Below are 12,131 nucleotides of genomic sequence, written 5' to 3'. Positions count from 1 at the left end.
CAAAGTTCCCTAGGAAGGCAAGCCGAAGATGTGGCGCGCCTGATCTTTGCCCAGCACTCCCCTACGGCCGCCGACCGTGATCTCGACCGTCTCGGGACCCCCCGAGAGCCCTACCGTCGCGCCTGGCAGCACACCGTTCTCGACCATCTCGCCGAGCAGCTGCAGGTCCGCCTGGGGGTGCTCCCCGATGCGGGTGACTGTGACGTGCGCCACACCGGCGTCCGCGAGGTCCGTCAGACGGCGCTCCTCGGGGGCGGGGGCGGCGTCCTCGACCCCCAGCTCCGCGAGGCCGGGGATGGGGTTGCCGTAGGGCGACACGGTGGGGGTGTCGAGCACCTCGAGGAGGCGCCGCTCGACGCGCTCGCTCATCACGTGCTCCCACCGGCAGGCCTCGTCGTGGACGTGCGCGAGGTCCAGGCCGATGACGTCCGTGAGGAGGCGCTCCGCGAGGCGGTGCTTGCGCATCACCCGCATCGCGAGCGCCTCGCCCTCGGCCGTGAGCTCGAGGTGGCGGTCCTCCGTCACGACGACGAGCCCGTCCCGCTCCATCCGCGCGATCGTCTGCGAGACCGTCGGGCCGGCGTGGCCCAGGTGCTCCGCGAGGCGCGCGCGCATGGGCGTGACGCCGTCCTCGATCAGCTCGTAGATGGTGCGGAGGTACATCTCCGTCGTGTCGATGAGGTCCGTCATGACGAGCTCCGTTCAGGACGCGTGGCGTCCCAGTCCGATGTAGCGCCAGCCGGCGTCGATCCACTGCTCGGCGGGCAGGCAGTTGCGCCCGTCGACGATCACCTTGTTCGCCACGAGCTCCGCGACGGCGTGGGGGTCCAGCGAGCGGAACTCCTTCCACTCCGTGGCGACCACCACGACCTCGGCGTCCTTGACCGCGTCCGCGGCGCTCTCGGCGAACGTCAGGGTCGGCCACATCTGCGCGGCGTTGGCCATCGCCTCGGGGTCGAAGACCCGCACGTCCGCACCCTCGAGGTGCAGACGGCCCGCCACGTCCAGCGCCGGCGAGTCACGGATGTCGTCCGACTCGGGCTTGAACGCCGCACCCAGCACCGCGACCTTGCCGCCCTTGAGGCGGCCGTCCAGCTCGCCCTCGACCAGGCCGATCACATGCTGACGACGACGCAGGTTCACGTCGTCGACCTCACGCAGGAACGTCAACGCCTGATCCACACCCAGCTCGCCCGCACGCGCCATGAACGCACGGATGTCCTTGGGCAGGCAGCCGCCACCGAAGCCCAGACCGGCGCCCAGGAACTTGCGGCCGATGCGCGCATCGTGACCGATCGCGTCCGCCAGCTCCACGACATCGGCACCGGTGGCCTCGCACACCTCCGCGATCGCGTTGATGAACGAGATCTTCGTCGCCAGGAACGCGTTCGCGGACACCTTGACCAGCTCCGCGGTCGCCAGGTCCGTCACCAGGAACGGCGTGTCGCGGGAGATCGCGTCGGCGTAGCACTCGCGCGCGACCTCCTCGATGCGGCCCGGACGGTCCTTGTCCACACCGATCACCAGACGATCGGGCCGCAGCGTGTCCTCGACCGCGAAGCCCTCGCGCAGGAACTCCGGGTTCCAGCCCAGCTGCGCGTCCTCACCCACCGGAGACAGCTCCCGCACCCGCGCCGCCAGACGCGCCGCGGTGCCCACCGGCACCGTCGACTTGCCCAGGATCACCGCGGGACGCGTGATCAGCGGCGCCAGGGTCTCGATCACGGAGTCGACGAACGTCATGTCCGCCGCATACGAGCCCTTCTTCTGCGGCGTGCCCACCCCGATGAAGTGGACGTCGGCGAACTCGGCCGCCTCGGCCGCGTCCGTCGTGAACCGCAACCGGCCCGACTCGACGTGCTTGCGAAGGAGCTCGGGCAGCCCGGGCTCGTAGAAGGGGACCTCGCCGCGCTGCAGGCGCTCGATCTTGGCCGGGTCGATATCGACACCGATGACCTCATGACCGAGCTCCGCCATACCGGCCGCGTGCGTGGCCCCCAGATAACCGGTACCGAAAACGGAGATGCGAAGAGACATGGCCCCCAGGGTAGTGGCTCGCTACGACCCCGACGTAGGCACTTCGACCACGAAGGTCGACCCCACCGCATCGACCATGAGACGCCCGTCGCCGTGCGGCACGAACACGGCCTCGCCGCGCGCCAGCGACACGCTGCCCCGCTCGCCGTGGACCGCCGCGGTGCCGTCCACGGCGAGGACGATGCGCGGGCCGGGCTCGAAGGCCGCGGAGCCTCGCTCGACCATCGACAGCGCGAACTCGTCGACGGGCGTGGGGAAGCGCGTGACCGCGCCGTCGCGCTCGGTGATCACCCGCGGGGGCGGGGTCGGCGTGCCGTCGGTGAGCGCGACGAGCAGGTCGATGTCGACCGGCTTGGGCGTGAGGCCCGCGCGCACGACGTTGTCGGAGTTCGCCATGATCTCGACGCCGACGCCCGACTGGTACGAGTGGATGACGCCCGCGGTGGTGAAGCACGCCTGGCCCGGGGTCAGGCGCACGACGTTGAGGGCGATCGCGACGAGCGCGCCCGGGTCGCCGGGGAACTCGAGGGCCGCGGCGGAGGCGACGGCGAGCGACTCGGGCACGCCGGAGCGGCCGCCGACCTCGACGAGCGCCTCGAGCGCCGCGGGGGCCTCGGGGTCGCGCAGCACCTTCTGGATGTACTGGCCGAGCGCGACCGTGGGCTCGGTGGCGTTGGCGAGCTCCTCCGCCCAGCGGCGCGTGCAGGGCTGGCCGAGCCACACGAGGTCCTGCGCGACGGCGTTCGCGGGACGGAAGCCGGCGAGCAGCGTCATCGGCGTGAGCGCGACGATCATCTCGGGCTTGTGCGAGCGGTCCTTGAAGGTTCGGGTGGGCGCGTCCGCGGGGACGCCGCGCTGGTCCTCGTCCTTGTAGCCGGCCTCGGCCTGGTCGAGCGTGGGGTGCACCTGCAGAGACAGCGGCTTCGCGATCGCGAGCACCTTGAGGAGGTACGGCAGGCGCTCCCAGCGGCCGGCGAGGTCCGGGCCGAGCATCGTCTCGGGGATGCGCGAGATCAGCTCGTCGAGCGGCAGCGCGTCGCCCGCGTGGAGGCCCGCCTCGTCCGCGCCGTCGTGGTGCGCCGCGATCGCGAGCGCGGGCGCGGAGGTGTGCGCGCCCCACCAGGCCTCCGCGACGGGGTCGCCGGAGTGCGGGAGTCCGACCAGGTCCTCGAGGACCTCGGTCATCCCCCACGCGTAGTTCTGAAGGGCAGGCTGAAGGCGATACACGCCCGCAATGATGCCAGGACCCCGCCACTACAGTGATGCCATGACGGACATCATCACGCTCCCGGATGCCCTCCTGCCCCGCGACGGGCGCTTCGGCTCGGGTCCCTCCAAGGTGAGCGACGCGCAGGTGAAGGCCCTGGTGGAGAGCCAGCCGGGAGTCCTCGGCACCTCGCACCGCCAGGCCCCGGTCAAGGGCCTCGTGCGGGACATCAGGACGATGCTCGGCGAGCTCTACGCGCTGCCCGAGGGCCACGAGGTGATCCTCGGCAACGGCGGCTCGACGATGTTCTGGGACGCCGCCGCGTTCTCCCTGGTACAGGGGCGCGCGCAGCACTGCGCGTTCGGCGAGTTCGGCTCGAAGTTCGCGAAGGCGACGGACCTCGCGCCCCACCTCGGCGCATCGTCCATCCGTACCGCCCCCGGCGGCGAGGCCGTGCTGCCGGAGGCCGAGGACGGCATCGACGTCTACGCGTGGCCGCACAACGAGACCTCGACGGGCGTCGCGGTGCCGGTGCTGCGCCCGGAGGGGATCGGCGACGCCCTCACCGTCGTGGACGCGACGTCCGCGGCGGGTGGCATCGAGGTCGACATCGCGCAGACGGACGTCTACTACTTCGCGCCGCAGAAGAGCTTCGCGTCGGACGGCGGCCTGTGGTTCGCGATCGTGTCGCCGGCCGCGATCGCGCGGATCGAGGAGATCGCCGCGAGCGGGCGCTGGATCCCGGAGTCGCTGTCGCTCAAGGTCGCGCTCGACAACTCGCGCCTCGAGCAGACCCTCAACACGCCCGCGGTCGCGACTCTCGTGATGATGCGCGCGCAGCTGGAGTGGATGCTCGCCGGCGGCGGCCTCGCGTTCGCCGCGGGACGTTCGGCGCGCTCGTCGCAGACCCTCTACGAGTGGGCCGCGCGCACGTCCTGGGCGACGCCCTTCGTCGCCGACCCCGCGCTGCGCTCGCCCGTGGTCGCCACCATCGACCTCGACCCGCGGGTCGACAGCGCCGAGCTCCGCCGCCACCTGCGCGCTCAAGGGGTTGTCGATATTGATCCGTACAGGAAGCTCGGCCGCAACCAGGTCCGCGTGGGCGTCTACCCCGCCGTGGATCCGGAGGACGTCGGGTCGCTCGTGCAGTGCATGGACTACCTCGTGGAGAGATTGCTGACATGACCGAGACGCAGGAGGTGCTGGAGCGCACCCGCCGACGCCGTCGACGCGCTCCCGCCCTCCTGCTCGGTGGACTGCCCGTGCTCGTGGCGTCCACCGCCCTGGCCGGGGCGTACACGTTCGTGCCGGCCACCGCCTCCTACGCCCAGGACCTCGCCCCCGTGACCGACCCGATCGAGGCCGCGCCTCTCGCGTCGATCCAGGCCTCCGGCTCCGCCGAGGACGTCTCCGACCTGCGGCCCGTGTCCGTGACGGTCCCCCCGCCCCCGCCGGAGCCCGAGCCCGTGGCCGCCCCCGCATCGTCCCCTGCGACCGTGAGCGCCCCCTCGACCACGACCTCGACGCAGGCCGCCCCGGCCGCCGCGCCGAGCGTGAGCTTCACCTCCTACTGCGCGAACCCGCAGGCGCCGTCCTCCGCCTCGAGCGTGAGCGGGCTCCTGGCCGCGACGAACGCCGAGCGCGCGAAGCTGGGCATCGCCCCGCTCACGTGGTCCTCGGACCTCGCGGCCGCGGCGACGGGCTGGTCGCGGCAGATGGCCGCGCAGGACTCCGGCACCGCCGCCCTCGCGGACGCGCTCGCGCACAACCCCAACCGTCCGGGCGCCGAGAACGTGGGCGTCGTCTACCGCTCGACGGGCCTCACCGAGTCGAGCGCGATGGGCAAGCTGCACGGCGGCTGGGTCTACTCGCCCGGCCACTGCGCCAACCTCATGAACCCCGCGTACACGCAGATGGGCGCCGGCGCCGCCGTCACCTCCGACGGCACCACCTGGTACGCGACGGAGAACTTCCGCTAGTCGATCTCGTGCTGGTGGGCCGGCCGCGTGCGCGGCACCCACGCGAGGAAGCCGCCGGTGGTCGCGAGCCCGATGCCGCCCACCGCGAAGAAGCCCACCGGTAGCGCGATCACCGCGCCGAGCGACACGAGCGCCGGCCCCGCGAGCCCGCCGATGTCCTGGAGGATCATCCAGATACCGGTGAAGACGGACCGACCGCGCTCGGGCGCGACGTCCGCACCGAGCGTCATGATGAGGCCCGACCCCCACCCGTTCCCGATGCCGAGGATGAGCGCGGCCGCGGTGACCTGCGCGACGCCGTCCGTGAACGGCAGCGCGATGAAGCCCGCGGCGAGGAGGATCGAGGACGGGATCGCGGTCCACAGCCGCCCGCGGCGGTCCATGGTGAGCCCGGCCGGGTAGAAGAGGAGCATGTCGATCCCCGCGGAGATCGAGAAGACGAGCGTCGCGACCTCGGGGCTGAGCCCGACGTGCGTGGCCCACAGCGGGATGACCGCGATGCGGGCCTGGCGGAGCGCGCCGGTCGCGACGACGGTGAGACCGAGCGTGCTGAGAACGTGGCGCTGCTCGCGCGCCATCGCGGCGAGCGAGATGCGGTGGTCCGGCCGGACGATGCGGCGGTCGCCGCGCATGCCGACGGCCGCCAGGACGGCCATCGCCAGCAGGATGCAGGCGGCGCCGAGCCAGTAGATCGCGTCGACGCCCCAGATCGCGATGAGGCCCGCGCCGATGAGCGGGCCCACGAAGTTCGAGATGCGCCACACGCCCGCGAGCGAGGTCAGCGAGCGCGCGATGAAGCCCGACGAGATGACGCCGAGGATCTGGTCCTGGCGGGCCACGTGGTACGACGCGTGTCCCAGTCCCACGAGCACCGCTCCGGCCATGAACACGGCGAGGTCGGGCGCGAGCGCGGCGATGGTCGAGCCGACCGCGATGATGCCCAGCGTGACGAGCGCCGCGTGCGCCGAGCCGATGCGGTGGGCGAGACCGCCGCCGAGCGCCGAGCCGGGCATGCGGCCCAGCTGGTAGGCGACCACGGCGAGCGAGCCGAAGGCCGCCGTGTGGCCCATGTCGATGACGCTGAGCGCGAGCACGGGCAGCATCGCGCCGATGCCGATCTCGGCGATGAAGGTGGGGACGTAGACGCGCGCCGCCAGGGCGCGCGCCACCCGTCTCCGTGACGCCGGGGCGTCGGCCTCAGTCAGCCTGGCGCTCCTCCGCGTCGGTCTCCGCCGGCGCCCCCTCGACAGGAGCCTCGTCCACCGGAGCCTCCTCGGCGACGGTCTCGTCCGCCGGGCCCTCCTCGACAGGAGCCTCGTCGACGGGCTCCTCCGCGGGCGCCTCCTCGACCGGGGCCCCCTCGGCGACCGGCTCGGCGACGTCCTCGGCGGGGGTCTCCGCCGCATCGTCCTGCAGCGCGTCCGCGGCGTCCACCGCGGGCTCAGCCGCAACCTCGGCCTCGGGCTCGGGCTCGGGCTCCGGCGCGAGGTCCATCTCGACGGCGACGTCGTTCTCGAACACCGGGTCGACCTCGGGCCACTGCGTGGCGCCGCGCTCGATGTCGGTCTCGGAGTGGGCGCCGCAGCCGTGGTCGACGCTCACGACGCGGCCGTCGTCCGGCGACCACTCGTTCGAGCACGCGCCGAAGCGCATGCGCATCGAGCCCGCGAGCGGGATGAAGAACGCGCAGGTCGAGCACGGCGAGGCCGACGCGATCGCGGACGCGGCGGTGGGGCCGTGCGAGCCGCGGTACCAGCGGTCGGCGACGTCGGCGCGGCCGTCGGGGCCGAGCACGCGCGGCCGGCCCAGGCCGAGCTCCCAGTTCGCGAGCCGGTCCTCGTCCTCGTCGCCGGCGGACTCGAAGCCCTGCACCAGGCGCGCGTCGTCGGGGATGTACGGCAGCACCATCGAGGGCTCGAGGTCCCCGGGGCGCACGCGGTCGGCCCACGGCACCCAGGCCGGGGCGAGCAGCGCATCGTCCGCGGGCACGAGGTGCGCCTCGCACACGGTCGCGGCCTTCTGGCGCGGGGCGCGCGCGACGGTAACGGACCAGACCCAGCCGCGGTAGCCGGGCATCGTGCACGCGAACAGGTGCGTGACGAGGCGGTCCTCCTCGATGACGGCGCGGAGGTGGTCGCCGACGAGCGCCTCGTCGCCGGCCGTCTCCACGGCGGCGTCGCGGGCGGTCTCGACGGCCTCGACGAGCACGGCGTCCTTGGCCATCAGACGTCCAGCTGGTCCGCGACGGCGCGCAGCACGGCGGCGACGGGCTTGGCCTTGGCGGGCTCCGGGTAGCGGCCCTTGCGGAGCGTGTTGGACACGCCGTCGAGCATCTTGATGAGGTCCTCGACGATCACGGTCATCTGCTCGGCGGGCTTGCGCTGGTTCGCCGCGACGGACGGCGCCGGCTCGAGCACGGTGACGTTGAGGGCGGAGGGACCGCGGCGGCCGTCCGCCACCGAGTAGTCGACCTTCGCGCCCGGCTTCACGGTGGTGCCGGCGGGCAGGGCCGAAGCGTGGAGGAAGACCTCCGAGCCGTCCTCGCTCGCGATGAATCCGAACCCCTTGTCGGAGTCGAACCACTTCACCTTTCCAGTGGGCACATCTACCTCGTTCGTCATGCGGGCACCGCGGTTCGGTGCCCCGATCGATTCTAGCCGGACCCTGCGACGCCGGGCCCCGGCGCACGCCCGGGCGGGCGCATCGTGCCGCGGGACGATGCGCCGTTTGAGGTGCGTTCACACGAGGACGATGCGCGAGTCGTGGGACGCGCGCGAAGGTTCTTTGCGCGGGGCGGGGTGTTGTGGGCAGACTGGAGGGGTTGGGAGTCCCCGAAACCAGTCGAGGTGAAGATGTCCACGGCCACGACGCCGGCATGGTTGCTGCCCGCCTTCGTCCGCGAGGCGGTCGCGGTGGGGGCTGCCGCACCCGAGGATGAGATCGCCGAGGCGGGCGCACGGCTGCTCCGCCGGTGGCAGAACCCCGACCGCCGGTTTCACGACGTCCGCCACCTCGTCGAGCTGCTCACGCGCGTCGACGAGCTCCAGCAGGAGACCCGCCTCCCCCACTGCGTGCGCCTCGCCGCGTGGTACCACGGCGCCGTGTTCTCCTCGGACTCCGAGGCGGCGTACGCGCAGCGCGGCGGCGAGGACGAGGACGCCAGCGCGGAGTTCGCCCGCCTCGAGCTGCGCGACCTGGGCGTGCCCGACGTGAAGATCGACGCCGTCGCGGAGATGGTGAAGGGTCTGTCGCGCCACTCGGCGACGCCGGACACCCCGGACGCGCAGGTGCTGTCGGACGCGGACCTCGCGATCCTCGCTGCGGACCCGCAGCGCTACAAGACCTACCTCGCGGACGTGCGCGAGGAGTACGCGTCGGTGCCGGACGACCGGTTCCTGCGCAGCCGCCGCGCGATCGTCGGCAAGCTGCTCGCGCGCAATCGCCTGTACACGACGCCGCTCGGCGCGACGTGGGAGTCGCAGGCGCGCCAGAACCTCGCCGCCGAGGCCGCGCGCCTCGACAAGAAGATCGCGGCGATGTCCCCGACCGCCGACGCGAGCTGATCCCTCCCCCGGTCCCTCCGTGCCGCGGGCCGGCGTCGACGCCGCCTGCCTAGCCTCGGTCCACACCCAACGAGGAGGAACCATGCAGTATCACGTCGACGCGGCCGAGGTCTCGGCCGCCTCCGCCCGCGCGGGACGCTCCGCCGACGCGATCCGCGCGGAGGTCGCGGCCCTCATGGCCGAGCTCATCGCGCTCGACTCCACGTGGCAGGGCTCCGCGGCCGCGGCCTTCGCGGACGTGCGCGAGCAGTGGCGCGGCGCGCAGACCCACGTCGAGTCCGCGCTCGACGCCATCACGACGGCGCTCGCGCACGCCGCGCGGTCCTACGAGGAGGCGGAGGCGACCGCGTCGCGGCTGTTCGCACGGTGAGGCCTACGCTCGGGGTGTGATCCTCATCGACCCCCCGCTGTGGCCCAACCACGGGCGCATCTGGGGGCACCTCGTCTCGGACGAGTCGCTCGAGGAGCTGCACGCGTTCGCCGCGCGTGCCGGGATCCCGCCGCGGGCCTTCGACCGCGACCACTACGACTACCCCGAGGAGCGGCGCGCGCAGCTCGTGGGGCTTGGGGCGGTCGAGGTGTCGACGCGCGACCTCGTGCGGCGGCTCCGCGCCTCCGGGCTGCGGGTGACGGCGGCCCAGCGGCGCGCCGGGTAGCGCGGGGCTGCGAGCACCCACCCCCGCCCCGCCCGACCGCAAGTCACACATCTGACGACCCGTGGGCGCGGATCCCCGCGTGACGCGCGATCACCGGGCGTCAGATGTGTGACTTGCGCGCGAGCCGCGTGTTGGGCCACCCGCCGCATCGTCCCCGCGCACGACGAAGGCCCCGCCCCCGGCGAACCGGGAGCGGGGCCTTCGCGCTGGCTTCTGCGAAGCTCGAGCAGGGCTTAGAAGCCCATGCCGCCCATGTCGGGGGCGCCACCGGCCGGCATGGCCGGCTCGGGCTCGGGCTTGTCGGCGACGACGGCCTCGGTGGTGAGGAACAGCGCCGCGATCGACGCGGCGTTCTGCAGCGCCGAGCGGGTGACCTTGACCGGGTCGTTGACGCCCGCGGCGAGCAGGTCGACGTACTCGCCGGTCGCGGCGTTGAGGCCGAAGTGGACCGGGAGGCCCTTGACCTTCTCCACGACGACGCCGCCCTCGAGGCCGGCGTTGATCGCGATCTGGCGCAGCGGCGCGGTGATCGCGGCCTCGACGATGCGGGCACCGGTGGCCTCGTCACCCTCGAGCGCGAGACCCTCGAACGCGGTGGTGCCGGCCTGGATGAGGGCCACGCCACCACCGGCGACGATGCCCTCCTCGACGGCGGCCTTCGCGTTGCGGACGGCGTCCTCGATGCGGTGCTTGCGCTCCTTGAGCTCGACCTCGGTGGCCGCGCCGGCCTTGATGACGGCGACGCCGCCGGCGAGCTTGGCGAGGCGCTCCTGGAGCTTCTCGCGGTCGTAGTCCGAGTCGGAGTTGTCGATCTCGGCACGGATCTGGCGGACGCGGCCCTGGAGCTGCTCCTCCGAACCGGCACCCTCGACGATGGTGGTCTCGTCCTTGGTCACGACGACCTTGCGCGCCTGACCGAGGAGCTCGAGGCCCGCGTTGTCGAGCGAGAGGCCGACCGACTCCGAGATGACGGTACCGCCGGTGAGGATCGCCATGTCCTGCAGCATCGCCTTGCGGCGGTCGCCGAAGCCGGGCGCCTTGACGGCGACGGCCTTGAACGTGCCGCGGATCTTGTTGACGACCAGGGTCGCGAGGGCCTCGGACTCGACGTCCTCCGCGATGATCGCGAGGGGCTTGCCGGTCTGCATGACCTTCTCGAGCACCGGGACGAGGTCCTTGACGGAGCCGATCTTCGACTCGACGAGCAGGATGTACGCGTCCTCGAGGACGGCCTCCTGGCGCTCCGGGTCGGTGACGAAGTAGGCCGAGAGGAAGCCCTTGTCGAAGCGCATGCCCTCGGTCAGCTCGAGCTCGAGGCCCAGAGCCGAGGACTCCTCGACGGTGATGACACCCTCCTTGCCGACCTTGTCCATCGCCTCGGCGATGAGCTCACCGATCGCGGGGTCGCCGGCCGAGATGCCCGCGGTCGCGGCGATCTCGTCCTTGGTCTCGACCTCCTTGGCCGCCTTGAGCAGCTCGGCGGTCACGGCCTCGACGGCCTTCTCGATGCCCTTCTTGAGGGCGATCGGGTTCGCGCCGGCGGCGACGTTGCGCAGACCCTGCTGCACGAGCGCCTGGGCGAGCACGGTCGCGGTGGTGGTGCCGTCACCCGCGACGTCGTCGGTCTTCTTGGCGACCTCCTTGACGAGCTCCGCACCGATCTTCTCGAACGGCTCGTCGAGCTCGATCTCCTTGGCGATGGAGACGCCGTCGTTCGTGATGGTGGGGGCGCCCCACTTCTTCTCGAGCACGACGTTGCGACCCTTGGGTCCAAGAGTGACCTTGACGGCGTCGGCGAGGGCGTTCATGCCCCGCTCCATGCCGCGGCGGGCCTCCTCATCGAAGGCAATGATCTTTGCCATGGGGGTAGTACCTCTTCCGATGGATGACGGTCCCCCACCGCCCGCGACGGACGATGCGGAGCCCGGCGTTCCTGTCACGCCGTGCCCCGCACCTCGGCGGAGAACCCTAGGTCTCTTAGCACTCACACCGGGCGAGTGCTAACGCCGATTCTGGCACTCTCCCCCGTCGAGTGCAAACGCCGTGGACGGTGTTCGCCGACGGCGTGGCGCGCATCGTCCCCTACTGGGAGACGATCTGGACCTCGATGTCGGCGAGCGTCTCGGTGTCGCCGAACTCGACCGTGTCGATGCCGAGCAGGTCCGCGACCTCCTGGGCCGTGTCGGCGCGCTCCTCGCTGTCGTAGATCACGACGTTCGCGGACGGGCGGGCCGTGAGGTTCGCGGCGGAGACGTCGGTGAAGCCGGCGTCGGTGAGGATCGTGGCCTTCTCGCCCGCGAGGCCCGAGACGCCGGTGCCGTTGAGCACCGCGGTCGGGGCGTCGTAGTCGATGACCGGCTCGGGCTCCGCGGTCTCGCTGGGCTCGGGCGTGGCCGACTCGCTGGGCTCGGCGCTCGCCGAGGCGGACGCGCTCGGGGAGGCGGACGCGGAGGCGCTGGGCTCGGCGGAGGCCGACGCGGAGGCGGACGGCGAGGCCGAGGCCTCGGACCCGCTGCCGGTGTCCCAGAGGAACTGCGCGAGGCCGAACGCGAGGAGCCCGGCGGCGACGAAGACGACCACCGGGACGACGATGATCGTCCACCACGGGCGGGGTGCTCGGTGCACGCCCACGGGGCCGCCGCTCTCGGCGATCTCGTCGAACTCGTCTCGCGGATACTCGTCGGTCACG

General features: G+C 72.4%; 13 protein-coding genes. 5 read left to right on the top strand and 8 right to left on the bottom strand.

Going from position 1 to position 12,131, the window contains the following annotated elements; all coding sequences use genetic code 11:
• Positions 1-9: 9 nt before the first annotated feature.
• Genes AOM02_RS02680 through manA form a run of 3 tightly spaced genes read right to left on the bottom strand, consistent with a single transcriptional unit; the run spans position 10 to position 3,264 of the window.
• The gene (locus AOM02_RS02680) at positions 10-690 is read right to left on the bottom strand and encodes a metal-dependent transcriptional regulator (protein ID WP_062296388.1); all 681 of its coding nucleotides are present in this window, start codon (positions 688-690) and stop codon (positions 10-12) included.
• Between the two features lie 12 nt (positions 691-702).
• A complete protein-coding gene (locus AOM02_RS02675; protein ID WP_062296387.1) occupies positions 703-2,037 on the bottom strand; it encodes a UDP-glucose dehydrogenase family protein in 1,335 nt (444 codons plus the stop codon).
• Positions 2,038-2,058: 21 nt separating this feature from the next.
• Complete coding sequence (manA, locus tag AOM02_RS02670) at positions 2,059-3,264, bottom strand: mannose-6-phosphate isomerase, class I (protein ID WP_228373755.1); 1,206 nt, start codon at positions 3,262-3,264, stop codon at positions 2,059-2,061.
• A gap of 40 nt (positions 3,265-3,304) precedes the next feature.
• Between manA and serC the strand changes: the two genes are divergently transcribed.
• On the top strand, positions 3,305-4,429 hold the full coding sequence (gene serC / locus AOM02_RS02665; RefSeq protein WP_062296383.1) for a phosphoserine transaminase: 1,125 nt from the start codon (positions 3,305-3,307) through the stop codon (positions 4,427-4,429).
• A complete protein-coding gene (locus AOM02_RS02660; RefSeq protein WP_062296381.1) occupies positions 4,426-5,223 on the top strand; it encodes a CAP domain-containing protein in 798 nt (265 codons plus the stop codon). Before serC ends, AOM02_RS02660 begins: the two co-directional genes overlap by 4 nt.
• Here AOM02_RS02660 and AOM02_RS02655 read toward each other — a convergent pair.
• The 3 genes from AOM02_RS02655 to AOM02_RS02645 are packed head-to-tail and all read right to left on the bottom strand — an operon-like array spanning position 5,220 to position 7,826.
• A complete protein-coding gene (locus AOM02_RS02655) occupies positions 5,220-6,392 on the bottom strand; it encodes an MFS transporter (RefSeq protein WP_062296379.1) in 1,173 nt (390 codons plus the stop codon). The genes AOM02_RS02660 and AOM02_RS02655 overlap by 4 nt on opposite strands.
• 28 nt (positions 6,393-6,420) lie before the next feature.
• Positions 6,421-7,446 carry a DUF3027 domain-containing protein gene (locus AOM02_RS02650; protein ID WP_062296377.1) on the bottom strand — a complete coding sequence of 342 codons (1,026 nt, stop codon included), beginning with the start codon at positions 7,444-7,446 and terminating at the stop codon, positions 6,421-6,423.
• Complete coding sequence (locus AOM02_RS02645) at positions 7,446-7,826, bottom strand: cold-shock protein (protein ID WP_062296375.1); 381 nt, start codon at positions 7,824-7,826, stop codon at positions 7,446-7,448. Before AOM02_RS02645 ends, AOM02_RS02650 begins: the two co-directional genes overlap by 1 nt.
• Positions 7,827-8,075: 249 nt before the next feature.
• Between AOM02_RS02645 and AOM02_RS02640 the strand changes: the two genes are divergently transcribed.
• From AOM02_RS02640 to AOM02_RS02630, 3 genes are all read left to right on the top strand, one after another.
• The gene (locus tag AOM02_RS02640; RefSeq protein WP_082100394.1) at positions 8,076-8,786 is read left to right on the top strand and encodes an HD domain-containing protein; all 711 of its coding nucleotides are present in this window, start codon (positions 8,076-8,078) and stop codon (positions 8,784-8,786) included.
• Between the two features lie 82 nt (positions 8,787-8,868).
• A complete protein-coding gene (locus AOM02_RS02635) occupies positions 8,869-9,156 on the top strand; it encodes a WXG100 family type VII secretion target (RefSeq protein ID WP_062296371.1) in 288 nt (95 codons plus the stop codon).
• A gap of 16 nt (positions 9,157-9,172) precedes the next feature.
• The gene (locus AOM02_RS02630) at positions 9,173-9,442 is read left to right on the top strand and encodes a DUF4031 domain-containing protein (RefSeq protein WP_062296369.1); all 270 of its coding nucleotides are present in this window, start codon (positions 9,173-9,175) and stop codon (positions 9,440-9,442) included.
• Positions 9,443-9,675: 233 nt separating this feature from the next.
• On the opposite strand, the gene groL is transcribed toward AOM02_RS02630, so the two are convergent.
• Both groL and AOM02_RS02620 read right to left on the bottom strand, forming a co-directional pair.
• Positions 9,676-11,304: a chaperonin GroEL gene (gene groL / locus AOM02_RS02625; protein WP_062296367.1), complete on the bottom strand. Its 1,629-nt coding sequence runs from the start codon at positions 11,302-11,304 to the stop codon at positions 9,676-9,678.
• A gap of 220 nt (positions 11,305-11,524) precedes the next feature.
• Positions 11,525-12,130: a LytR C-terminal domain-containing protein gene (locus tag AOM02_RS02620; RefSeq protein WP_156156052.1), complete on the bottom strand. Its 606-nt coding sequence runs from the start codon at positions 12,128-12,130 to the stop codon at positions 11,525-11,527.
• Between the last annotated feature and the right edge of the window lies 1 nt (position 12,131).

This window comes from Demequina maris (assembly GCF_000971155.1).
GTDB lineage: Bacteria > Actinomycetota > Actinomycetes > Actinomycetales > Demequinaceae > Demequina > Demequina maris.
Note: the sequence above shows the minus strand (reverse complement) of the source record. Positions and strands in the feature narration are given on the sequence as shown.

Coding starts and splice junctions, on each gene's coding strand:
- AOM02_RS02675 (WP_062296387.1), bottom strand. CDS start 2,037: ATGTCTCTTCGCATCTCCGTTTTCGGTACCGGTTATCTGGGGGCCACG.
- AOM02_RS02650 (WP_062296377.1), bottom strand. CDS start 7,446: ATGGCCAAGGACGCCGTGCTCGTCGAGGCCGTCGAGACCGCCCGCGAC.
- AOM02_RS02635 (WP_062296371.1), top strand. CDS start 8,869: ATGCAGTATCACGTCGACGCGGCCGAGGTCTCGGCCGCCTCCGCCCGC.
- AOM02_RS02640 (WP_082100394.1), top strand. CDS start 8,076: ATGTCCACGGCCACGACGCCGGCATGGTTGCTGCCCGCCTTCGTCCGC.
- serC (WP_062296383.1), top strand. CDS start 3,305: ATGACGGACATCATCACGCTCCCGGATGCCCTCCTGCCCCGCGACGGG.
- AOM02_RS02660 (WP_062296381.1), top strand. CDS start 4,426: ATGACCGAGACGCAGGAGGTGCTGGAGCGCACCCGCCGACGCCGTCGA.
- AOM02_RS02680 (WP_062296388.1), bottom strand. CDS start 690: ATGACGGACCTCATCGACACGACGGAGATGTACCTCCGCACCATCTAC.
- groL (WP_062296367.1), bottom strand. CDS start 11,304: ATGGCAAAGATCATTGCCTTCGATGAGGAGGCCCGCCGCGGCATGGAG.